Origin of the sequence: Enterobacter cloacae complex sp. P16RS2, from assembly GCF_014982155.1 — a bacterium.
In the GTDB taxonomy this organism is placed as follows: domain Bacteria; phylum Pseudomonadota; class Gammaproteobacteria; order Enterobacterales; family Enterobacteriaceae; genus Enterobacter; species Enterobacter cloacae_M.
This window is the reverse complement of the sequence record NZ_JADCKW010000008.1, coordinates 20,485-43,690: the sequence shown is the minus strand read 5'-3', so window position 1 is coordinate 43,690 and position 23,206 is coordinate 20,485. Positions and strand designations below refer to the sequence as shown.

Genomic DNA, 23,206 nt, shown 5'->3' with positions numbered 1-23,206 from the left:
TAGGAAATATGATTGAAATTCATAAATAGAGGCAATCGCGATGCTAAAAGATAATTTCAACGACCTCCTCTCTTTTATGGTAGTGGCCCGCGAGCGCAGCTTTACGGGCGCGGCGGCGCAGCTGGGCGTCTCGCAATCGGCGCTGAGTCATGCCATGCGCAAGCTTGAAGCGCGGCTCGACGTTCGCCTGTTAACCCGCACAACCCGCAGCGTGGTTCCGACACCCGCGGGTGAGCAGCTTTTTACGCGCTTAAGCCCGCATTTAATGGAGATTGAGCAGGAGCTCGCGACGCTTCGCAGCACCCGCGTCAAACCCGCAGGCGATATCCGCATCGTCGCCGGCGAACACGCGATGGACGCCGTGCTCTGGCCGGTCCTGAAGGCGTTTATGGTGCAGTATCCTGAGATTAACGTCGAAGTGACGGTCGACACTGGCCTGACGGATATCGTCGATGGCCGTTTCGACGCGGGAGTACGCCTGGGTGAACAGGTGGCAAAAGATATGATTGCGGTACGGATAGCGCCGGATATGCGCATGGCCGTGGTCGGTTCCAGGGATTATCTGGCTCGCTTTGGCGTGCCGCAGACGCCGGAGCAGCTCGCTGACCACCGCTGCATCAACATGCGCCTGCCCACGCGCGGCGGACTGTATCACTGGGAATTTAAACGCGACGGGCGCGAGCTTCGCGTGCGGGTTGAGGGGCAGCTTACGCTGAGCAGCCTGCCGCAGCGCATCGACGCCGCTGAGAATGGACTCGGATTAGCCTACGTGCCAGAGGCGTCGGTTCTGGAGGCGCTTAATCACGGACGGCTGGTCAGGGTCCTTGAATCGTGGTGCCCTACCTTCGAGGGATATCACCTTTATTATCCGAGCCGTCGCCAGCACACTACCGCTTTCAGGTTACTGTTAGATGCTCTGCAGCAGTCAAAATCTTTACCACCTGGTAATAATTAAGAGATTCTGATGATTAAATAATCAACCCGCCGCATGTTTTGTCTAAAAACTCACCACGATTCAGCGTGTTGTGATCGCCGTCTGCTCTGACCACACAATTTCCTTCGACGTGCATCACTTTCGGCACGGTTATATTTTGCGTCGCTTATGAATTGCAGGTAGGATGCCTCGCCATGTTTCGCCTTATCCATACGCAGAATGACTGGGAAGGCGACATGTGTTTGCGCAGAAGCAATCGTTTGTATTGCGCTCTGCCAGGCAGGACTATCACGATAATGGTTCAGACAGGCAAACAGGTAACTCAATGAAAACAAGCAATAAAAGCGCAGCCGATCATCATGCTGCTAAACGTCGCTGGTTGAACTCCCACGAAGAGGGCTACCACAAAGCGATGGGCAACCGTCAGGTTCAAATGATCGCCATCGGCGGCGCTATCGGAACGGGTCTGTTTTTAGGTGCGGGTGCGCGTCTGCAGATGGCTGGCCCTGCTCTCGCCCTGGTCTATCTGGTGTGCGGGATCTTCTCTTTCTTTATTCTTCGTGCGCTGGGCGAACTGGTACTGCATCGCCCTTCCAGCGGAAGCTTCGTCTCTTACGCCCGTGAATTCCTCGGTGAAAAAGCGGCCTACGTTGCGGGCTGGATGTACTTCGTCAACTGGGCGATGACCGGTATTGTCGATATCACCGCCGTTGCGCTGTATATGCACTACTGGGGCGCGTTTGGCGATGTGCCGCAGTGGGTCTTTGCGCTTGGCGCGCTGGCGATTGTCGGCACCATGAACATGATCGGCGTGAAGTGGTTCGCGGAGATGGAGTTCTGGTTTGCGCTGGTTAAAGTGCTGGCCATCGTGGTGTTCCTGGTCGTGGGTACCGTCTTCCTCGGCAGCGGCAAGCCGCTGGACGGCAATGCCACCGGCTTCCACCTGATAACCGATAACGGCGGATTCTTCCCGCACGGTCTGCTGCCTGCGCTGGTCCTGGTTCAGGGCGTGGTGTTCGCCTTCGCCTCCATCGAACTGGTGGGTACCGCAGCAGGTGAATGTAAAGATCCGCAGACTATGGTCCCAAAAGCCATTAACAGCGTGATCTGGCGTATCGGTCTGTTCTACGTCGGTTCCGTGGTGCTGCTGGTTCTGCTGCTCCCGTGGACTGCCTATCAGGCCGGTCAGAGTCCGTTTGTGACCTTCTTCTCTAAGCTGGGCGTGCCTTACGTTGGCAGTATCATGAACATCGTGGTTCTGACGGCAGCGCTCTCCAGCCTGAACTCAGGCCTTTACTCTACCGGCCGTATCCTGCGCTCTATGTCGATGGGCGGTTCTGCGCCGAAGTTCATGTCGAAAATGAGCAAGCAGCAGGTTCCCTATGCGGGGATTCTGGCAACGCTGGTGGTTTACGTCTTTGGCGTGTTCCTGAACTATCTGGTGCCGTCCCGCGTATTTGAGATCGTTCTGAACGTGGCTGCACTGGGGATTATCGCCTCCTGGGCTTTCATTGTGGTCTGCCAGATGCGTCTGCGCAAAGCGATCAAAGAAGGCAAAGCGGCTGATGTGAGCTTCAAGATGCCGGGCGCACCGGTGACCTCCTGGCTCACCCTGCTGTTCCTGTTCAGCGTGCTGGTGCTGATGGCGTTCGACTACCCGAACGGTACCTACACCATCGCGACCATTCCGCTGCTGGCGGTACTGCTGATTGCCGGCTGGTTCGGCGTGCGTAAGCGCGTTCACGAAATTCACAGCACCGCGCCGGTTCATCACGACGATGAAAAACACGACGCACCGCTGGTAGAAGAAACCTCGCGTTAAGCATCCGGTAAGCATTAAAAAGGGAAGGCAAATGCCTTCCCTTTTTTTATCTTACAGCGCGATACGAATAACGTCGTCAGGCTGAGTGGCTTCCTGCTGGCGAGTGGATTTTTGTTTCACCGTCACGTACAGGGTTTTGCCATCCGCAGAGAGCGCCAGGCTGTTCGGGTAAACCGGCGTGTCGAAGGTTTTTGTGACCTTATACGTTTTCGCGTCAATCACGCTCACCTTACCGGCTTCACGGTGCGTCACGTAAACCTCATTGCGCGTTGGGTTAAACAGGACGGCCAGTGATTCAGGCGCGGCGATCTTCTCCATCACGCTGCCGTCTTTCAGGCTCACCACCAGCACTTCCGGCTGTTTTGAATCGGTCAGGAACGCGCGCTGGCCGGCGGTATCGAGGCTGATGTTCAGGTAGAAGTGCTCTTTGCCGTCATCCTGCACTTTTTTGCGGCTCAGGATTTTATTGGTCGCCGTATCAATGGTTACCAGCTCGCCGTCCGCATTCGTGGTGTACAGACGTTTTGCCTGAGCATCCAGCGCCAGGCCGGTGCTGTACGTACCGGTATTGGCAATGGTCTCTTTTAGCTTCAGCGTTGCGCCATCCACCACCCAAATCACGCTCTCTTTGCCGACACCGGTGATGTAAATCGTGTTGCTCGCGTCATCCGCCACCAGCTGGCGCGGCTGCAGCGGTTTGACGGTTTCACTGCGCTGGCGATTATCGAGCACCAGTCGCCCTTTCACGTCGCCCGTTTTCGCATCGATGGCCGTCACCGCGCCGTTGAGGGTGTTGCCAAACCACAGGGTTTGCGTCGCGCCGTCGAGCGTGGCGCCAAAGGGTTTGAGATCGCTGTGAATCGCCTGCGTCACGTCCAGCGTAACCGGATCAAGGCGATAGATAACTCCGCCCTTATCGGTTTTGCGGCTTTGCGAGGTCGCCACCCACAGCGCATTCTCCTGCTGGCTGACCGCCATTTCATACGCCCCTTTGCCCACCGCTTTACGCAGCACCTCTTCGGCGGCATGCACCTGGAACGTCCCGGCAAGCAGTAAAGTGGCAGACAGCAGTGACAGGCTCAGACGCGGCGAGCACAGATGACGTAAAGACATAACAATTCCTTTTCTGAAAAGAGGGGTTTGGGCTGACATCACTTCCGGCAGACAACGTCATGGCATTGCCTTTTGATAATGAGAATAGTAATCATTAATGAAGTGAATGTGGAGTTTTTCTTTCGCGCTTCGCCTTTCATTAACGCAATGTGCGGTTATAGTTTTCAAAACATTTACAAAACCTTTAACATGTATGGACATGTTCCATTTGGTTCGTTTATACACCACAACCGGTTTTATTCATGAAAATCATTTCTGCCCGTAAGGCTTCTCTCCCGCTGCTGCTGGTTCCCGTTATTTTCGCGCCGCTAACCGCAATGAGCGCGGAGGAACAGACCATGATCGTCAGCGCCACGCCGCAAACCGTATCGGAACTGGATACCCCGGCCGCGGTCAGCGTCGTCAATGGCGATGACATGCGCCACGCCGCGCCGCGCATCAACCTGTCTGAATCTCTGGGCAGCGTCCCGGGACTGCAAATTCAGAACCGCCAGAACTATGCCCAGGATCTCCAGCTTTCAATGCGTGGGTTTGGTGCCCGCTCAACGTTTGGCGTGCGCGGTATCCGCATGTATGTCGACGGTATCCCTGCCACCATGCCGGACGGACAGGGCCAGACGTCCAACATCGATCTCTCTAGCGTGGAGAGCGTTGAAGTGCTGCGCGGCCCCTTCTCGGCCCTGTACGGGAACGCCTCCGGCGGCGTGATTAACATCAACACCCAGACCGGGCAGCAGCCGCCGACCATTGAAGCCAGCAGCTATTACGGCAGCTACGGTACCTGGCGCTACGGCATGAAAGCCACCGGCGCGATGGGTGACGGCACCCACGCGGGCGATGTGGATTACACCGTTTCCACCACCCGTTTCACCACCAAAGGCTACCGCGACCACAGCGGCGCGCGGAAGAACCTCGCTAACGCCAAACTGGGCGTGCGCATTGACGACGTCAGCAAGCTGACGCTGATTTTCAACAGCGTGGACATGAAGGCCAACGATCCGGGCGGGCTGAGCTATCAGGAGTGGCAAAATAACCCGCGTCAATCTCCACGCGGCGATCAGTACAACACCCGCAAGACCATCAAGCAGACCCAGGCCGGCCTGCGCTACGACCGCCAGCTCAGCGCTCAGGACGACCTCAGCGTAATGATGTACGCCGGCGAACGTGAAATGACGCAGTACCAGTCGATTCCGTATCAGCCGCAGCTGAAAGCCTCCCACTCCGGCGGCGTGATTGATATGCAGCGTCATTATCAGGGTATCGATACCCGCTGGACGCACCGCGGCGAGCTGCTGGTGCCGGTGACCTTTACTACCGGCCTGAACTACGAAAACCTGAGCGAAGATCGTCGCGGATACGAGAACTTCGTGATGAACAACGGCGTGCCGGATTACGGCGTGAAGGGTGACAAGCGTCGAAACGAACGTAACCTGATGTGGAACGTTGACCCTTACCTGCAAACCAGCTGGCAGCTGACGCAGAAACTGTCGGTGGATGCGGGGGTGCGCTACAGCTCGGTGTGGTTTGATTCCAACGACCATTACGTTACGCCGGGCAACGGTGACGACAGCGGTGACGCGAGCTATCACAAGTGGCTCCCGGCCGGTTCCGTGAAGTATGCGGTGACGGACGGATGGAACCTCTACGCTGCCGCAGGACGTGGATTCGAAACGCCAACCATCAACGAGCTTTCCTATCGCGCCGATAACCAGGGCGGCCTGAACATCGGCCTGCAGCCGTCCACCAACAACACGTATGAAGTGGGCAGCAAAACCCGCATCGGCAATGGCCTGCTGACCGCGGCGCTGTTCCGCACAGATACGGATGATGAGATCGTGGTGGATGCCAGCTCTGGCGGGCGTACCAGCTATAAAAATGCCGGTAAAACCCGTCGTCAGGGGGTGGAAGTCTCCCTCGACCAGCAGTTTGCTGACAACTGGAAGCTGAAGATGGCGTGGACGTATCTGGATGCCACCTACCGGACTAACGTCTGCAGCGACGCAGACTGTAACGGTAACCGGATGCCGGGCATTGCCCGCAACATGGGTTACGCCTCGTTTGGCTGGCAGCCGGAGGAAGGCTGGTACGCGGGCTCTGACGTGCGCTACATGAGCGATATCATGGCCGACGACGAGAATACGGCGAAAGCGCCGTCCTATACTGTGGTCGGGCTGAACACCGGGTACAAATTCAACTACGGCAGCTGGGGCATGGATGTCTTTGGCCGCGTCGATAACCTGTTCGATAAAGAGTACGCGGGCTCGGTTATTGTCAACGAGTCTAACGGTCGTTATTACGAGCCTGCACCGGGCCGTAACTACGGGGTCGGGCTGTCGGTCTCTTATCGCTTCGAGTAAGCGAAAAGAAAAGTTTATCTTATTAATGAAATAACGCTCCTGATGGCAATAAACCATCAGGAGTTATTCACCAGATAAATAATTAGGGGCGGAATATAGTCGCTCTGCTAAATAATCTCTTAGTTAAAATATTGTCGCTGTAAAAGCAAATTCGCTTCATCAATCACCTTATCAATCGCCTTCTGGCAGGCAACAACATCTCTTCGCTCAAGGGCGGAAAGCAGTTCGTCATAGTGATATGTCGAGGCTTTGATGTCGTTAAGCTCCTGATGCAGATAGTTCATACAGGGCCCGATGCGCACCCAGAGCTGCTCAATTAAGGCATTAAGCGTTGGCATTTCTGCATACTGATAAAGCGTAAACCTGAAGACGCGATTCGCATGCAATGCCTGCTGGACGTTCCCGTTGCGCATGGCCTCATGAAAGGCATCCGACAATTTGCGCAACGCCTCCAGTTTGCTGTCAGACATATTCTGACAGGCTGCGGCGACCGCCATCGGCTCAAGCTGCTTGCGGATGGCGTTAATCTCGTTATAGCGCTCCAGCGTGACCTCCGGAACCAGAAATGCCTGCGCCGGCGTGGCGTGTAACGCCCCTGATGACACTAGGCGCAACAGCGCCTCGCGAACAGGGGTAATACTGGTTCCTAATTTATCGGCGATCTCTTTCGTAATCAGTCGTGCCCCAGGTTTGAGTGAGCCTGTAATTAACGCTCCTTTCAAACTGTGTTCAACTTGCATGGTAAGACTGACCCTTTGGGCTTTTTCTAAGTGGTCCAAATCAAGCATGTTCAATTCCTGTAGCTAAAACTTAATGCTATTTTTAAACGCCAGTTTTAATAAAACGACGCCGGTCCGATATATCCTGTATCGTCATGCCTGGTGGTGGGAAGTACGTAAAAACATCAAAAAAGCAAAATTTGTTTTTTTATTGGTTTCGGGCCCATCCGGGATGCGGACGCGAAATGCCATGTCCGTTAATTAAAGACAATATATCGTATCTTCACAAATAAATATGGCGGGAAACCCCGCCATAGTGCCGTTTATTTATTGTCACTCGCGACGCGAATCACGACTTTGCCGAAGTTACGCCCTTCAAGCAGGCCAATCAGCGCCTCGGGCGCGTTCTCCAGCCCGTCCGTTATCTGTTCGCGATAGTGAATTTTGCCCTCCTGCACCCAGCGTCCCATCGCTTCCTGGAACTCCTTAATGCGGTGACCGTAATCCTGGCCGATGATAAAGCCCTGCATACGAATGCGTTTCTTCAGGATGGTCGCCATCAGTAGCGGCAGGCGATCCGGCCCCTCGGGCAGGCCCGTCGCATTGTAGCCGCTCACCAGACCGCACACCGGGACGCGCGCGGAGGTATTCAGTAACGGCAGCACGGCGTCAAATACTTTCCCGCCGACGTTTTCATAATAGACGTCAATCCCGTTCGGGCAGGCGCGTTTCAGCTGTTCGGCAAAGTCGGCCGCGTGGTGATCCAGACAGAGGTCAAACCCGAGGACCTCAACGGCATGGCGGCATTTTTCAGCCCCACCGGCGACCCCGACCACCCGGCAACCTTTGATTTTACCGATCTGCCCGACGGTCGCGCCAACCGGGCCTGTCGCCGCGGCGACCACCAGCGTTTCGCCCGCTTTTGGCTGCCCGATATCCAGCAATCCCATATAGGCGGTAAAGCCCGGCATGCCCAGAATACCCAGCGCCCAGGAAGGATGTGACGGATTTTCGCCCAGCTTCACCAGGCCGCTGCCGTCCGAGAGTTCATACTCCTGCCAGCCGCTGTAGCCCAGCACCCACTCACCGGCTTTGAAGTCGGGATGATTTGACTGCTCAACGCGGCTAACCGTTCCCCCCACCATCACCGCGCCCAGCTCAACCGGTGGTGAATAGGATGGCGCATCGCTCATGCGCCCCCGCATATAAGGGTCCAGCGACAGCCAGACGGTGCGCAGCAAAAGCTGCCCTTCAGCCGGGGCGGGAACAGGCTGCGTTTCGAGACGAAAATTTTCCGCGACCGGCGCACCCTGCGGACGAGAGGCCAGTACCCAGCGGCGATTTTGCGAAACAGGTTGATTCATCGGGATCTCCTTCTGGTACAAATGTCATTACAGCCTGGCTCACGATCGGCGTTATCGCATTAGCATTACGAGGCAGACTGGTTAAGCCGTACAACCAGATAGATGCAGGTTTCATTCGTTTCGTTGATGAACCTGCAGTCATTTGGCGGCCCCAGCTCGAGACAGTCTCCGGCGTGCATTTCGTGGCGCGTATCGCCCTCCTGAAACACCAGCTCGCCGGACTGGAGCCAGATAAGCTGACGTGCCAGCGCGTAAGAAGATGCAGGCATCGGAACATCGCTGCCCGCGGGCAGTTCAACCTGAACAAGGTCGATGGGCAGATCGGTGCGGGGAGAAACATGGCGGCGGAGGTAGTGCGTCTGCGGATCTCGCCAGACGGGCTGGTTTGCAAGGCGCAGCAGCTTGCCCTCCTGCATTTCGGCCCGGGCAATAAGCGTTGACATGCTGATGCCAAACGCGCCGGACAGGCGGGCCAGCAAGGTGGCCGTCGGGCTGCTGTCTCCGCGTTCAATCTTGTGGATCATCGCGCGCGAGACCCCTGCCCGGTCAGCAAGCTCGCTCAGGGACCATCCGCGAGACTCGCGTTCAAGGCGAATTCTTGCGCTAATCCGTTGATTCATTGTGTCTGTTATGGTGTTCATGACGTCATACTATAGTGTATGAAAGGCATTTCAATGGGCTTTTGATAACAAAAAAATATGGCTTATGCCGTAGCGTTCGGGCTATACGGTTGTGTAATATCGTAGGAATAACGTAATACTATAGTGAACAACACACAGAGGGTTAATCATGATCGTTCGTCATGCCTGCAAGGAAGACTGCGCTGCGATAGGCGAAATCTACAACCACGCGGTGCTGCATACTGCCGCGATCTGGAACGATAAAACCGTCGATACCGATAACCGAATCGCCTGGTTTGAGGCGCGCACGCTCGCGGGTTACCCGGTTCTTGTGAGCGAGGAAAACGGCGTTATCACCGGTTACGCCTCTTTCGGCGACTGGCGCGCCTTCGACGGTTTCCGTCATACGGTTGAGCATTCGGTCTACGTCCACCCGGATCATCAGGGACAAGGCATTGGCCGCACGCTGATGGTCGCGCTGATTAACGAGGCCCGCGCCATCGGTAAACACGTAATGGTGGCCGGTATTGAAGCGCAAAACCATGCCTCGATTCACCTCCACGAAACGCTTGGTTTTGTCACCACGGGGCAGATGCCGCAGGTGGGAACCAAGTTTGGCCGCTGGCTGGACTTGACCTTTATGCAGCTGCAGCTGGACGAGCGCAGCGATCCGGACGCTATCCCATGAATCAGTCACTGACGCTGGCGTTTCTGGTGGCGGCGGGAATTGGTCTGGTGGTGCAAAACACTTTAATGGTGCGTATCACCCAGTCCTCCTCCACCATTCTTATCGCGATGCTGCTGAACTCCCTGGTCGGCATTGTGCTGTTTGTCAGCATTCTGCTGCTGAAACAGGGCGTCGCCGGATTCAGCGAGCTGGCCGCAACGGTGCGCTGGTGGACGCTTATCCCGGGGCTGCTGGGGTCGTTTTTTGTGTTTGCCAGTATCAGCGGGTATCAGAACGTTGGCGCGGCGACGACTATCGCCGTGCTGGTAGCAAGCCAGCTGATTGGCGGGCTGGTGATGGACGTGCTAAGGAGCAACGGCGTTCCGCTGCGCGCCCTGATTGGCCCGGCGTGCGGCGCGGTGATGCTGGTCGTCGGGGCCTGGCTGGTGGCGCGGCGACAGTTTTGATCGCTACAGTATGGTGCCGCCTTTGGTCAGCTGTTCCTCACGCGCGTCCAACTCCTCTTTATGCTGCTTACCGTGGTGCGAAATCGCGGTACGCAGACGCTGCTGCTGGGTGTAGCGTTCTTCACGGCTGAGCTCTGCGTCATCGCTTAATTCGATCAGCAGTTCATTCATATGGGTGATGACGCTCTCTTCAATAGCGGCATCCACACGGGCGGTAACTTCGTTTAAATGTGACATTGTCACTCCTTGTGAATCGCCGGGTGGCGGCTGCGCCTTACCCGGCCTACAGGGGAACCGTAGGCCCGGTAAGCGCAGCGCCACCGGGCAACATATTAGTTAAGCTTCGCCTTAGAGAAATCGCTGCCCATCAGGCTCACGCTGTATCCGGTCACGTTGCTGCGGGTTGCATAGAACGTTTTCCCGTTTGCCAGTGCGATCCACGGCGCCTGCTGGTAGAAGATCTCCTGCGCCTGGCCGTAAAGTTTCGCGCGCTCGGCCGGGCTGCTGGTCAGCTTCGCTTTTTGCACCAGAGCATCATAACCCTTATCGCACCAGCGCGCGGCGTTTGATCCGGTTTTAATACTGTTGCAGCCCAGCAGCACGTCGGCAAAGTTATCAGGGTCACCGTTATCGGACATCCAGCCAAACAGCGCGGAGTCATGTTCGCCTTTACGCATTCCGGAGAGATATTCACCCCACTCGTAAGAGACAATTTTGGCCTTCACGCCGACTTTCGCCCAGTCGCTCTGGATCATCTCTGCGATACGGCGCGAGTTCGGGTTATAAGGACGCTGAACCGGCATTGACCACAGCGTGACTTCCGCCCCCTTCTCCAGCCCCGCCTGCTTCAGCAGCGCTTTCGCTTTTTCAGGATCGTAGCTGTAGTCCTTCAGGTCTTTATTAAAGCCCAGCATATTTGGCGGGATCGGCGATTTTGCCACCGTACCGGATCCCATAAAGACCGCGTTAACAATGGCCTTCTTGTCGGTCGCGTAGTTAAGCGCCTGACGGACCAGCACGTTATCAAACGGTTTTTTCTCGGTGTTGAACGCCAGATAGCCGACGTTCAGCGCATCGACCGAGTGCAGCGTCAGGTCTTTGTTGTTCTTGATGGCGTCAAACTGAACCGGGGACGGTGCAGGAATGATCTGGCACTCGTTGGTCTGCAGCTTCGCCAGGCGGGTTTCTACATTTGGCGTGATGGAGAAGATGAGATGCTTCGTCGGCACTTCGCCTTCCCAGTAGTTCGGGTTCGCGACGTAGCGGATCAGCGAATCTACCTTATACTGCTGCAGGACGTACGGCCCGGTACCAATCGGCCAGGTGTCTACGTTTTCAGGCGTGCCTTTTTTCAGCATCGCGTCGGCGTATTCGGCGGAGAGAATGGAGGCGAAATCCATCCCCCAGTCGGCCAGAAACGCGGCGTTAGGCTCGCTGAGGGTGAACTGGACGTGATAGTCGTCGACCTTTTTCACGTCCTGAATCAGCTTATCAAGCCCGACATCGTTAAAGTATTCGTAGTTGCCCTGCGACACGTTGTGATAAGGGTGTTTAGGGTCTTTCTGACGCAGAACCGAGAAAATAACGTCATCGGCGTTAAAGTCGCGCGTCGGTTTGAAGTATTTATTGCTGTTGAACTTCACCCCTTTGCGCAGGGCAAAGGTATACGTCTTACCGTCCGGCGAAATCGTCCAGGACTCCGCCAGCGACGGAACCGGTGTGTTTTTCACCGGGTCGAAATTGATCAGGCGGTTGTACAGTACCTGAGAGCTGGCCACAAAAGACGGGCCAGAGCTGGCGATTTGCGGGTTGAAGGACTCGGGAGACGCTTCAGAACAGTAAATAAGGGTGTCGTTGTTTGCCGCCCATGCGGCACCGGCTGGTAACAGCGCGCTCAGCGCAAGGGCGAGCAGTGTTTTCCCTGTAGACATGGTTATAACCCTGACAGTTTTATTATATAAGACAGTAATAACAGCACAGGCGATATGACCTGGCAAATAACGAAACACTATCAGGTTATTCTAAAGCCGCGTTTTTTGCTGTTTTAACAGCCAGCGCCCAAAAAGGTGATTTGCCTTAAGGGCCATTATTCGTCAAGCACAACCGTCACTTTCTATGCCGCAAGAAATCGGTCCTTTTAGCGTCTCTTCCCCCGTTTGGTTGCTTCCTCGTTTCGTTAAAGTAACGGTGTGAAGAAGTATATGGGATCAAATCGTGGCAAAAACTCTTTTACGCAGCGGTAACCTGGATGACTTTCAGGCCGTTGGCGGCGGCGGACAAGCCGTTTTTGAATCAGCGTTACAAATCCGGGAAGCGCTCCGGTTGCGCAAACAACAGGCCATCGTCGACTGTCTGGCTATTCCTCAGGTCAACGACAGCGGTGACCGCGTGGACTGGTATTCCCCCGTCGAAGGGAGCGTAACCAGCTGGAAAGCGGCCGATGAAGATGACCGTTATCGCGCCCTGCGCTATCTGGAAAACACGCTCGCCAGCGTTGAGTCGTTAAGCAAGAAATGCCTCCAGTCGCCCAAAACCGCACAGCAGCTTTTTGGCTCTCTGCTGTCAAAGGCGTTTCAGTTCCCGGGTGAAAACTTCCTCTTCCTGGTGGACGGAAAGCCGGTCATCAGCTTCTGGGGGTTCGTCAACCTGAACGAGAATGCGCGCGACGATGTTCTCGACTGCCTGCGTGAATCGCTGGTCCCTGAGCCCGCCCCCGTTGTGATTGAAGTTCCTGATCCCGAGCCTGAGCCAGAACCTGTGGTGGCCTTTGAACACGCCGACGAGCCGCTGATCGCCCCTTCCACAGTGGTGCGTATCACGCCGGAAGATCTGTATGAGCCTGAGCCGGCACCGGCCGTTGCGCAACCCGTTCAGGAACCGGCTGTACCGATCGTCGCGAAAAAGCGCCGCGTTCCCCTGTGGACGCTGCCGGTTGCCGTCGCGATCGTTGCCGCCATTGCCGCACCGCTGCTGTGGCCAAAACAGTCGCCTTCCGCTGAGCCCGCCCCGGTGCCCGCCCCTCAGCCCGTAGAGATTGCGCCAAAGCCGATCAAAGCGGTTGAGCCGCTGGCCCTGAAATTACCGCTGCATCAGGCAGAGGTCGTGGCCAGCAAAGAAAAAGAAGCGGCTCCGGCCGCTCCTGCGCCACAGCCTGCTCCGGTGGTGATTGTCGCCATCCCGAAAGACGCCATGGTGATGGAGGCGAATCAGGTGAAAGCGGGATCGACGCGTTTCCTGAACGGTACCTGGCGTGCGGTTCTGGACGTGAAAGATCCGGTCACCGGCAAGCCGCCGTCAATGCGCTATCAGATCCAGAACAATAAAGGCTTCGCCCGGGTTGTCCATGGCGACAACGTTGTCTGCCGCGCGGAGGTCTTCTCCGGCCTGCACAGCAACGGCGAGCTGATGATTAAAAGTCGCGGTACTGCCCGCTGTACCGACGGCTCCCGCTACCCGATGCCGGAGGTTGCCTGTAAAGCAGGCGCCAGCGATATCGCAGAATGTCGCGCCCGTTATGATGCCAATACCGTCGTTCCCCTGACGTTCAAGAAAGCAGGTGCCTGATCCTATGCTGGTTAATCTTTGCGACTATAAACAAAGCGTCACGCTTATTGCCAACAGCGGCGTGCAGTTCCTCGATTTCGGTCTGACGCCGCAGGACACCGCCAGCAACGGGCGCTTCGTACGTAAAACCGCGAACGGCCCGCTGCTGCGGCTCGATTTCGACCTGGTTAACGGGCGCTATACCGTGCCGGGCACGAACGGCGGGCAGCCTGAAGTGGTTAAGCCGGAAACCACCATCCCGCTGCATCAGTCCCTGGCGGTGCTGGACGGCGTCTGGCTTCCGGTTCCGTTCCTGCGCTTCAACCCGCCGCGAACCTTCGTTGATGGGCCGGATAACTGGGCGCGCGTTCAGGTGCGCAAGCTTGACACCCCGGACACGGCAGGAAATACGCACCGCGTCACGCTCGCCCTTGACAGTCAGATTGCCGAACACGCCACGTCCGCCCTGTCCCCGGTTGAAAACGATATTCTCAACGGGACCCGATTCGCGCTGGCCTGGCGAGACAACGAAGTTGAAAGTTTCCTCGACCAGACCTGGATTGACGGCTGGCTGCGCGAGGCGTTTACCCAGTATGCCGACGGCGTTGAGAACCGCTCTGAACGCGACCTGCAGCAGGCGATGCGCAGTTTTGAATATCAGGCCCACTGGCTTAACCTGCTGACCATGCTCGGTGAACAGCTCACCGTACCGGAAGTGAAATTTGTCACCCATACGCTCAGCACGCCAGCCATTCCGGTCGACCTGATCCTCGACGTGGGCAATACCCACACCTGCGGCGTCATTATTGAAGACCACGGCGACGCCAACGATGGCCTGCGCCAGACCGCCGAGCTGCAGGTCCGCTCGCTAAGCGAGCCGCAGTTCCTGAATGCGCCCCTGTTCACCAGCCGTCTTGAGTTTTCGGAAGCGCGCTTTGGCAAGCAGCACTTCTCGGTTGAAAGCGGTCGCGAAGACGCCTTTGTCTGGCCGTCGATTGTTCGCGTGGGCGATGAAGCGCGCAAGCTGGCGATGCAGCGTCTGGGGACTGAAGGCAACAGCGGCATCTCCAGCCCGCGTCGCTACCTGTGGGATGAAACGCCGGTCGTGCAGGACTGGCGCTTTAGCCAGATGAACAGCAAAACCCAGCGTGAGCCGCTTGCCACCGCGTTTCCGCTGATGAACCTGATGAACGATGACGGCGAGCCGCTCTTCACGCTGCCGCAGGACGAGCGCCTGCCGGTCTTCTCGCCGCAGTACAGCCGCAGCACGCTGATGACGCACATGCTGTGCGAGCTGCTGGCGCAGGCGCTGGGGCAGATCAACAGCGTCGCCACGCGCCTGCGTCTTGGCTTCCCGGCGTCGCCGCGCCAGCTGCGCACCCTCATCCTGACCCTGCCCTCGGCCATGCCCAAGCAGGAGCGCGAGATTTTCCGTCGCCGCATGTTCGAAGCCATCGCCATCGTCTGGAAAGCGATGGGCTGGCACCCGCAGGATGAGGATTTTGTCACCCGCAAACAGCAGGATAAAAGCGTGGTGCCGGTGCCTGAAATCCAGATGGAGTGGGATGAAGCCAGCTGCGGTCAGCTGGTCTGGCTGTATAACGAAGCGATCTCCCGCTTTGGCGGTCAGACCGAAGCCTTCTTCGCCTCCCTGGCCCGCCCGGACCGTGAGCCTGAGCCCGGTAGCCAGCCGGGCCGCGCGCTGCGCGTCGCGTCCATCGACATCGGCGGCGGCACAACGGATATGGCGATCACTCATTATCAGCTGGATGACGGCTCCGGCAATAACGTCAAAATCACCCCGCAGCTGCTGTTCCGTGAAGGCTTTAAGGTCGCGGGCGACGATACGCTTCTGGACGTGATTCAGCGCTACGTGTTGCCCGCGCTGCAAACGCAGCTGCAGAAATCCGGTATCGCGGACGCCTCGCTGCTGATGGCGTCGCTGTTCGGCGACTCCGGGCGCGTCGATACCCAGGCCGTGCTCCGTCAGCAAACGGCGCTTCAGCTGTTTATGCCGATTGGCCACGCCATTCTTGCCGCGTGGGAATCGAGCGACGTTGACGATCCGCTGTCCGGTCTGCATGCCACCTTTGGCGATCTCCTGCCGCAGAAACCAACCCGCAACGTTATGAATTACCTGCAGCAGGCGATCGACCATGCCCTGCCCGGGGGTTCAGACGCGTTTGACCTGTTCGCGGTGCCGCTGCATGTGAATTTCCGCGAAATGCAGGATGCGATGCTGGCCGGGCAGTTTACGCTGGCCTCGCCGCTTCACGCGGTGTGCGAGGCGATATCGCATTACAGCTGCGATATTCTGCTGATCACCGGACGCCCCGGCTGCCTGCCTGGCGTTCAGGCGCTGATTCGTCATCTGCAGCCGGTGCCGGTCAACCGCATCGTCTGGCTGGATAAATACCAGGTGCACGAGTGGTATCCGTTCAGCCAGCAGGGGCGCATTGGCAACCCGAAATCGACGGCCGCCGTGGGGGCCATGCTCTGCAGCCTGGCGCTGGACCTGCGTCTGCCGCGCTTCAACTTTAAAGCCGCGGACATTGGCGCGTATTCAACCGTGCGGTATCTCGGCGTGCTGGATAACACCGTTAATACCCTGCGCGAGGAAAACGTCTGGTATCAGGATATCGACCTCGATAAGCCGGGCGCGAAGCTCGACGCGCGTGTGCACTTCCCGCTGCGCGGTAACGTCACCCTCGGCTTCCGCCAGCTGGCGAACGCGCGCTGGCCCGCCACGCCGCTCTACACGCTCAGCATCAACTCGGCTGAACTGGCGAAAGCCATTGCCGGTGACGGCGTGCTGAACGTGCGGCTGAAGCTCTGCGGCGGCAGCAAGCAGGAAGGCCCTGAGGCCTTCGAGCTGAGCGATGCCTGGCTGCAGGACGGCACGCCGGTTGCACCTGACGCATTAACCTTCAAACTGAATACCCTGGCCGATCGCCGACACAGCGGTAGCCACTATTGGATCGACAGCGGGAGCGTATACCTGAAATGACAGCGACGACGACCACCACTCAGGCCTTAATCGGATGGATTAATGAGACGCGCCTGAACGCCCCTGTGCTGGATAACGATGCTGACGCCCTGCTTGCTCGCATCAACGCGGCGCAGGCGCGGGAGCAGGCCATTGAACGCGCCATGACGCGCCAGAGTAGCATTGGGCTTTACGGTCATTCGCAGAGCGCGAAAGCCCATCTGCTGTTATCCCTGTGCGGCAGCGGTAATGGACGCCTGAACGTGACGCCGGGCCAGCGCACCTTTGACTATTTTTCGCATATCAATCCGGGACATGCCCTGACCAACATGGCCGTCCGCTTCACACGGGAAAGCCCGGAGGTGGCGGATGAGGCGTTCCCGCTGCGTCTAAGCCTGGTCACCGAGGCCGAGCTGGTACAGCTGTTTATTGCCCGCTCGACGCTGCATCCGCAGATGCGCGCGGTAGATAAGGCGGTCATTGAGACACGTCTGGAGAAATGGCGCGGGCTGCGCCAGCCGCAGGGCGTGCCCGGTATCACGGCTCAGGAAGTGGGTGCGATAGCCCGCTTCTGGCAAAGCACCGTACCCGCCGCTAAACAACAAATTGATGATGCCCTGTGGCATGAGTTCGCCAGGCTGGTGCCTTCTCTCGATCTCAGCACGCGGGCCAGCGTCTGGTCGCTGCTGTGGGGCGAGCAGCAGGAGTTGACCCAGCAGTGGTTAAAACTGGCCCATGTGCTGCACCAGACCAGTCATGCCGGCGAGCTTGCTGCCCCGCTTAGCCTGCTGGTGGACAGCTTTGGCCTGCCGGGTGAAGGATTCCTGACGCACGACGGCACGTTAGATCTTCAGGACGCGCAGGAGACGCTGCTTCATCCGCTGAATAGCGGTGAAATGCTAAACGCCATCAGCATCCCCGTCGACGTGCTGGCCTTCCTGACCCGCGAGCTGGTGCTGCCGGTTGAGAACGGCGCGCTGGATAACGTCGATATTATTGATATTCCGGTTTTTGAAGATAACCGTGCCGACCCGCTACGCCAGGCGAAGTCCCAGTGGCTGCTCGAGCATTACCGTCAACAGCTTCAGCCGGATGTGCTGGTGATTTGCAACGCGACGGCGCAGCACGAACACACGGCAAAAAAAGCAAAAGTGTTGATGAACTGGGTCAAGGAGACGCAGCCTGCTGAAGAATCGGCCCTGCCGGGGCTGGTGTGGGCGATTACCCCTCACGACGCCCGCTTTACCACCCGACAGAATCTCGATGAAGCCGTACAGCATCTGCTTGGAAAGCCGGGTTTACGCTGGGGCACGCTGCAGGCGCTGGACAGCCACAGCATGCAGCGCGTCATTGAGTGGCTGTCTCAGGCCACGCTGCCCGCGCAGCGACAGAAGCGTCTCGGCACGCTGAAAGGCTTGCTGCGACAGGAGCTCTCATCGCTTATGCAGAGCTATCTGGCACCGCTGGTTGAAGAGCCGGGGACAAGACGCGCTCAGGCCGAAAACATGGTGCGCACGCTGCAAAGCAGCGCCGCCCGCCACGGCGAACTGCTTGAAGGCCTGCTGCCGCCGCTGAAAGCCTTTGAAACGCTGCTCGCCGTTCAGCAGCCTCGCGAGGAGCAGGTGAACGGGCTGTTTACGGACACTATTGACCTGTTTGCCGAGAATACCCAGGAAAGCAGCGGCCTGTTCCAGACAAAAGACAAAGCGCGTCTGGCGCACAGAGTCTGGATAAATCATCTGCGTCAGTGGAGCCGCAATGAGGCCACGGCCGCGCGCCTTGGGCTGGAGCCTTCGGTATTACAGCAAATCGCGGATGTGCTGGTGGTCACCAGCTACCGGCTTGATCTGCCTCAACAGCTTCAGCGTATCGTCGAAGCGGATAAAAGCAGCGCGGCACAGCTGCATACCGTGATGGGCAATTTCATTGGCTGGCTGGGTTACGACCAGACGCCTGTGGCAACACGTCCGGCAAGCCGCATCCGCAAGGGGCAGGCCATCTTCGTTACGCCAGTGGTCAGCAGCGCCGAGCCTCGCTTGACGCGACTGGGAGAACAGCCTGTGCATGCGGCCACCGCGTACGTATACGACTGGCTGGTCGCACTCTATAGCCGCGCGATAGAGAACATTGATTACCAGCATCCGCATGATGTTCCGCCCGGTGCTCGCCGGGCTTTACAGGCGTTATTGCGCTGAGATGTCGGCCCGCAGCCATGCGGGCCATTTTCACCGCGCCATACAGCCAACGATCGTCTGCGCCAGCGCAGAAGGGTTTTCCCACGACATTGAATGCCCTGCCGCAGGAATGATTTTCACCTCGACGCCCTTTTGCTTCAGAGTTTCCACATCGTCATCCGGCAGAGACAGCTCGCCGAAAATCAACGTTACCGGGCAAGGAAGTGACAGAAACTGCGCTTCCCATTCGGGCTCTACGCCCGCCACCAGGCTCGATGCGCCCCGCCAGACGGCATACGGCGCATTGCTCTGCAGGCACCCGGCCCACGCCGTTTTTTCCGCGCTGAGCATGGCGTCATAGCCCTGCGTCAGAAACTGCTGCTCGGTTTGCGCCGCAATAGACCGGCTGAACATGCCCCCGCCCGCGTGAAAATTAGGCTCTGACACCATCAGCCCCTTCACGCGCGACGCCAGCAGCCCCGCCGTTTCGATAGCAATGCTGCCGCCCATGCTGTGGCCGTATAACCAGAAGGCATCCAGCTTCAGGTGGTCAATCAGCTCCGCCACAACGTGGGCCTGGTCGGTGGTTTTATAGCTGTAGCGTTCAGGCTTGTCGCTGTAGCCGCTGCCGGGCAAATCGATGAGGATCGCTCTGCGCACGCCAAACAGCGGGTCATGAACGACACGGGGATATTCATAGGAAGAGGCGCAGCCCAGCCCGTGAATGAACACCACGGGATCGCCGGTGCCGGGCAGGTCATGCCAGCGCACGGAACAGCCGGCCTGCTGCGAGTAAAAACTGTTCATAAGCACTCCTTTTACGATGCACTGTGTATTTATACAGTTACCGTGTCGGGAATGCCATATTCATCTTTTAAAAATGGAAGCGTGCTTCAGAAAAGCGAGACCAGCAGCGCAACGGGAAAGCTCATTGGCCAGGTTGACCCCACCAGAAAAGCGCTGAGCAGGCGGATACGTTTGCGGTCTTTAGAGAGGAACCAGGTAATTAATGCGCAGATGGAAGCCATGATTGCGTAAAAAACCAACATCTTTTGATACAACGTCATTCTGTATACCAGAGCCGAAAAAATAACCGCACGCAATATGCGTCATATGTTGATACAGATCAAGTTTTTTCGTTACAGAATAACCACTTAAATATTACGGATAATTACAATTGAGTATCTTGCGTAACACTCATGGCGGGCGCGGGAAACGCCTGGCCGCGCATACGGCCAGGCATGGCGGGCTTAGTGTTTGATCATGACATGCCGCACGACCGTATAATCCTCAAGCCCGTAGACCGACATATCTTTGCCGTAGCCGGATAACTTCATGCCGCCGTGCGGCATTTCGCTCACCAGCATAAAATGGGTATTCACCCAGGTGCAGCCGTACTGCAGGCGCGCGCTCAGGCGATGGGCGCGGCCCACGTCTTTGGTCCAGACCGATGACGCCAGTCCATACTGCGAATCGTTCGCCCAGGCCAGCACCTGCGCCTCGTCGTCAAACTCGGTGACGCTCACCACCGGGCCAAACACCTCCCGCTGAACGATGGCGTCGTCCTGTTTTGCCCCCGCCAGCAGGGTTGGCTGGAAGTAGTAGCCCGCCCCCTCTTTTTTGCTCCCGCCGGTGACAACGCGGATGTGGCCGAGCGCTTTCGCCGCATCGACCGCCTGACAGACGCGTGAAAGATGGTCGGCCGAGCTGAGCGGTCCCAGTTCGGTAGAGGCATCCTCCGGCGCACCCATTTTGAGGCTGGCGACCGCTGCGCCCAGCTTTTCCACCAGCGCGGCATAGATGCCCTTCTGGGCATAAATCCGGCAGGCCGCCGTACAGTCCTGCCCGGCATTGTAGAAACCAAACGTCCGCACCCCTTCGACAACCGCATCCAGGTCGGCATCATCAAAGACGATAACCGGCGCTTTACCGCCCAGCTCCATGTGGGTGCGTTTAATGGATGACGCGGTATGGCCGATGATATGTTCCCCGGTAGCAATCGAACCGGTCAGCGAGACCATACGGACTTTTTCATGCCCGGTAAGCGGATCGCCAACCGTTTTCCCCCGGCCAAACAGGACGTTCAGAACGCCTGCCGGGAAGATATCTTTTGCCAGCTCTCCCAGCTTCAGCGCGGTCAGCGGCGTGATCTCTGAGGGCTTAATCACCACGCAGTTCCCTGCCGCCAGCGCGGGGGCCAGCTTCCAGGCCGCCATCATCAGCGGATAGTTCCATGGGGCAATAGAGGCAACCACGCCCACCGGATCGCGGCGGATCATCGACGTGTGGCCGTCAAGGTACTCCCCGGCGGCCAGCCCGTTCAGACAGCGGGCGGCCCCGGCAAAGAAACGGAAAACGTCGACCACCGCCGGAATTTCATCACCCAGAGCACAGTGCAGCGGCTTCCCGCAGTTGAGGGATTCGAGCCGGGCAAAGTCCTCCCCATGCGCTTCAATCGCATCCGCCAGCTTCAGCAGGCACTCGGCACGGGTTTTCGGCGTGGTTTGCCCCCACTCCGCAAAGGCACGGTCGGCCGCCTGAACCGCCGCGTCGACCTGAGCCGCTGACGCCTCGGCAATCTCCAGCAGGAGTTTTCCAGTGGCCGGGTTATAGACCGGCTGTTTTTCTCCCTCTCCGGTTACCAGTTTTCCCTCTATCAGCAGTTGTGTTTGCATAGCATTTTCCTGTTGAATTCACTGTTATTTCCCGCTGCCGGCGATGTTCTCACCGTCGCGGGTTAGCCACCAGGCTCCCAGAATGGGGATAGTTGTCACCAGCATCACCAGCAGTGCTACGACGTTGGTGACCGGAACGTCGCGCGGACGACCGAGCTGATTGAGCAACCACAGCGGTAACGTGCGCTCGTGTCCCGCCGTAAACGTTGTGACGATTATCTCGTCAAACGACAGGGCAAACGCCAGCATACCCCCGGCCAGCAGAGCGGAACCCAGATTGGGCAGCACCACATAGCGGAAGGTTTGCCATCCGTCGGCCCCGAGATCCATCGACGCTTCCACCAGGCTCCAGGAGGTGCGTCTGAACCGGGCAATCACGTTGTTAAACACCACCACCACGCAGAAGGTGGCGTGTCCGACAACGATGGTGAAAAACCCCGGCTCAAGATTGATCGTTTTGAATGCCGTCAGCAGCGCCAGACCGGTGATGATCCCCGGCAACGCAATCGGCAACAGCAGCAGCAGCGAGATCGCATTCTTGCCAAAAAACTCGCTTCGCCACAGCGCCGCTGCAGCAAGCGTGCCAAGCACAAGGGCAATCGCGGTGGAGAGCGCGGCAATCTGAAGTGACAACGTCACTGATTCAATAATATCGCCGCGCCCCGCCGCCACGCTGAACCACTTCAGCGTCAGGCCCTGCGGCGGAAAGCTGAAGGCAGCGTCTTCGGTATTAAAGGCATAGGTTGCGATAATCAGCAGCGGAAAGTGCAGGAAGATAACGCCTCCCCACGCTGCCACTTTCAGGAACAGCGGTGCGCGTTCAGAGTGCATCGAATGCTCCCAGACGTTTCACGAACGCCAGATAGAGTGAAATCAGTACGATGGGCACCAGCGTGAACGCGGCGGCCATGGGCATATTGCCAATGGCGCCCTGCTGCGAGTAGACCATGTTACCGATGAAGTAGCCCGGCGGCCCCACCAGCTGCGGAACGATGAAATCCCCCAGCGTCAGGGAAAAGGTGAATATTGAGCCTGCCGCAATACCCGGGATCGCCAGCGGCAGAACGACGTAGCGAAAGGTCTGGCGAGGGCGCGCGCCGAGGTCGGCTGAGGCCTGCAGTAGCGAGGCAGGCAGGCGTTCCAGCGCCGCTTGGACGGGCAGGATCATAAACGGCAGCCAGATATAGACGAAGACCAGAAACCGTCCCAGTCCGGAGGTGGACAAGGTGTTGCCGCCAATCGCCGGGAGCGTAAGGAGGGAGGTCAGGATCGGCTCCAGCCCCAGATGGTTGAGAAACCACTGCGCCACCCCATCCTTCGCCAGCAGCAGCGTCCAGGCGTAGGCTTTGACGATGTAGCTCGCCCACATTGGCAGCATCACAGCGATATAGAAAAACGCTTTCCACTTGCCGCGGGTGTATCGCGCCATGTACCAGGCCATCGGGAAGGCCAGGATGGCGCTGGCAATTGTCACCGCAATCGCCATGGTTAACGTGCGCAGGATAATGTCGTAGTTTGCCGGGTTGAAAAGCGCCTGAATGTTCGCCAGGGTCAGATCCGGCGTGACGGCCATGGTGAAATCGTCAAAGGTGTAAAATCCTTGCCACAGCAGGGTCAAAAGCGATCCTAAATAGACGATGCCAAACCACATGAGCGGCGCGAGCAGAAGCAGGAACAGGCCGAGCGACGGTTTACGCCAGAACAGCGCCGTCATGCGGCTTAAGCGGCCGTGCGAGGCGGGAGGATGCGCGACACTCATAGCCAT

General features: G+C 57.9%; 19 protein-coding genes. 8 read left to right on the top strand and 11 right to left on the bottom strand.

Features of this window, described 5'->3' with window-relative positions:
* Positions 1-40: 40 nt before the first annotated feature.
* Both INF68_RS04360 and ansP read left to right on the top strand, forming a co-directional pair.
* Positions 41-955: a LysR family transcriptional regulator gene (locus INF68_RS04360; protein ID WP_126786955.1), complete on the top strand. Its 915-nt coding sequence runs from the start codon at positions 41-43 to the stop codon at positions 953-955.
* A 304-nt stretch (positions 956-1,259) separates the two neighbouring features.
* On the top strand, positions 1,260-2,756 hold the full coding sequence (gene ansP, locus INF68_RS04355; protein ID WP_023311978.1) for an L-asparagine permease: 1,497 nt from the start codon (positions 1,260-1,262) through the stop codon (positions 2,754-2,756).
* 51 nt (positions 2,757-2,807) lie between these two features.
* On the opposite strand, the gene INF68_RS04350 is transcribed toward ansP, so the two are convergent.
* Positions 2,808-3,869, bottom strand: a complete 1,062-nt coding sequence (locus tag INF68_RS04350) for a YncE family protein (protein ID WP_023311979.1) — start codon at positions 3,867-3,869, stop codon at positions 2,808-2,810.
* 242 nt (positions 3,870-4,111) lie between these two features.
* Here INF68_RS04350 and pqqU point away from each other — a divergent pair, with 242 nt between their 5' ends.
* Positions 4,112-6,226 (top strand): TonB-dependent receptor PqqU, encoded by a 2,115-nt coding sequence (gene pqqU / locus INF68_RS04345; RefSeq protein ID WP_126786956.1) that lies wholly within the window; start codon positions 4,112-4,114, stop codon positions 6,224-6,226.
* Between the two features lie 119 nt (positions 6,227-6,345).
* Here the strand turns inward: pqqU and INF68_RS04340 are convergent, their stop codons facing one another.
* From INF68_RS04340 to INF68_RS04330, 3 genes are all read right to left on the bottom strand, one after another.
* The gene (locus INF68_RS04340) at positions 6,346-7,014 is read right to left on the bottom strand and encodes a GntR family transcriptional regulator (protein WP_023311981.1); all 669 of its coding nucleotides are present in this window, start codon (positions 7,012-7,014) and stop codon (positions 6,346-6,348) included.
* A gap of 254 nt (positions 7,015-7,268) precedes the next feature.
* Positions 7,269-8,309 (bottom strand): NADP-dependent oxidoreductase, encoded by a 1,041-nt coding sequence (locus INF68_RS04335; RefSeq protein WP_047741953.1) that lies wholly within the window; start codon positions 8,307-8,309, stop codon positions 7,269-7,271.
* Positions 8,310-8,374: 65 nt separating this feature from the next.
* On the bottom strand, positions 8,375-8,950 hold the full coding sequence (locus INF68_RS04330) for a helix-turn-helix domain-containing protein (protein WP_023311983.1): 576 nt from the start codon (positions 8,948-8,950) through the stop codon (positions 8,375-8,377).
* A 148-nt stretch (positions 8,951-9,098) separates the two neighbouring features.
* Here INF68_RS04330 and INF68_RS04325 point away from each other — a divergent pair, with 148 nt between their 5' ends.
* Positions 9,099-9,617: a GNAT family N-acetyltransferase gene (locus INF68_RS04325; protein WP_045354167.1), complete on the top strand. Its 519-nt coding sequence runs from the start codon at positions 9,099-9,101 to the stop codon at positions 9,615-9,617.
* On the top strand, positions 9,614-10,063 hold the full coding sequence (locus INF68_RS04320) for a DMT family transporter (protein ID WP_109844070.1): 450 nt from the start codon (positions 9,614-9,616) through the stop codon (positions 10,061-10,063). The genes INF68_RS04325 and INF68_RS04320 overlap by 4 nt, the downstream gene beginning before the upstream one ends.
* A 3-nt stretch (positions 10,064-10,066) precedes the next feature.
* Here the strand turns inward: INF68_RS04320 and INF68_RS04315 are convergent, their stop codons facing one another.
* Both INF68_RS04315 and INF68_RS04310 read right to left on the bottom strand, forming a co-directional pair.
* Positions 10,067-10,300 (bottom strand): YdcY family protein, encoded by a 234-nt coding sequence (locus tag INF68_RS04315; RefSeq protein ID WP_047647612.1) that lies wholly within the window; start codon positions 10,298-10,300, stop codon positions 10,067-10,069.
* A 95-nt stretch (positions 10,301-10,395) separates the two neighbouring features.
* Entirely contained in the window at positions 10,396-11,994 is a 1,599-nt protein-coding gene (locus INF68_RS04310; protein ID WP_023311987.1) for an ABC transporter substrate-binding protein, read from the bottom strand.
* Positions 11,995-12,277: 283 nt separating this feature from the next.
* On the opposite strand from INF68_RS04310, the gene INF68_RS04305 reads away from it, so the two are divergent.
* From INF68_RS04305 to INF68_RS04295, 3 genes are read left to right on the top strand one after another with little or no spacing between them, the layout of a single operon-like run.
* On the top strand, positions 12,278-13,627 hold the full coding sequence (locus tag INF68_RS04305; protein WP_126786957.1) for an SrfA family protein: 1,350 nt from the start codon (positions 12,278-12,280) through the stop codon (positions 13,625-13,627).
* 4 nt (positions 13,628-13,631) lie between these two features.
* On the top strand, positions 13,632-16,613 hold the full coding sequence (locus INF68_RS04300) for a virulence factor SrfB (RefSeq protein WP_193525267.1): 2,982 nt from the start codon (positions 13,632-13,634) through the stop codon (positions 16,611-16,613).
* Positions 16,610-18,787: a virulence factor SrfC family protein gene (locus INF68_RS04295; RefSeq protein ID WP_193525266.1), complete on the top strand. Its 2,178-nt coding sequence runs from the start codon at positions 16,610-16,612 to the stop codon at positions 18,785-18,787. The genes INF68_RS04300 and INF68_RS04295 overlap by 4 nt, the downstream gene beginning before the upstream one ends.
* A gap of 30 nt (positions 18,788-18,817) precedes the next feature.
* Here INF68_RS04295 and INF68_RS04290 read toward each other — a convergent pair whose 3' ends face one another.
* The 5 genes from INF68_RS04290 to INF68_RS04270 all read right to left on the bottom strand — a co-directional run bounded on the left by INF68_RS04290 (position 18,818) and on the right by INF68_RS04270 (position 23,206).
* Positions 18,818-19,573 carry an alpha/beta fold hydrolase gene (locus tag INF68_RS04290; protein WP_126786960.1) on the bottom strand — a complete coding sequence of 252 codons (756 nt, stop codon included), beginning with the start codon at positions 19,571-19,573 and terminating at the stop codon, positions 18,818-18,820.
* Positions 19,574-19,659: 86 nt separating this feature from the next.
* A complete protein-coding gene (locus tag INF68_RS04285; protein ID WP_013096478.1) occupies positions 19,660-19,833 on the bottom strand; it encodes a GhoT/OrtT family toxin in 174 nt (57 codons plus the stop codon).
* Positions 19,834-20,016: 183 nt separating this feature from the next.
* Positions 20,017-21,441 carry an aminobutyraldehyde dehydrogenase gene (patD, locus tag INF68_RS04280; protein WP_126786961.1) on the bottom strand — a complete coding sequence of 475 codons (1,425 nt, stop codon included), beginning with the start codon at positions 21,439-21,441 and terminating at the stop codon, positions 20,017-20,019.
* A 24-nt stretch (positions 21,442-21,465) separates the two neighbouring features.
* A complete protein-coding gene (locus INF68_RS04275) occupies positions 21,466-22,272 on the bottom strand; it encodes an ABC transporter permease (protein WP_008501291.1) in 807 nt (268 codons plus the stop codon).
* A complete protein-coding gene (locus INF68_RS04270; RefSeq protein ID WP_126786962.1) occupies positions 22,262-23,206 on the bottom strand; it encodes an ABC transporter permease in 945 nt (314 codons plus the stop codon). Before INF68_RS04270 ends, INF68_RS04275 begins: the two co-directional genes overlap by 11 nt.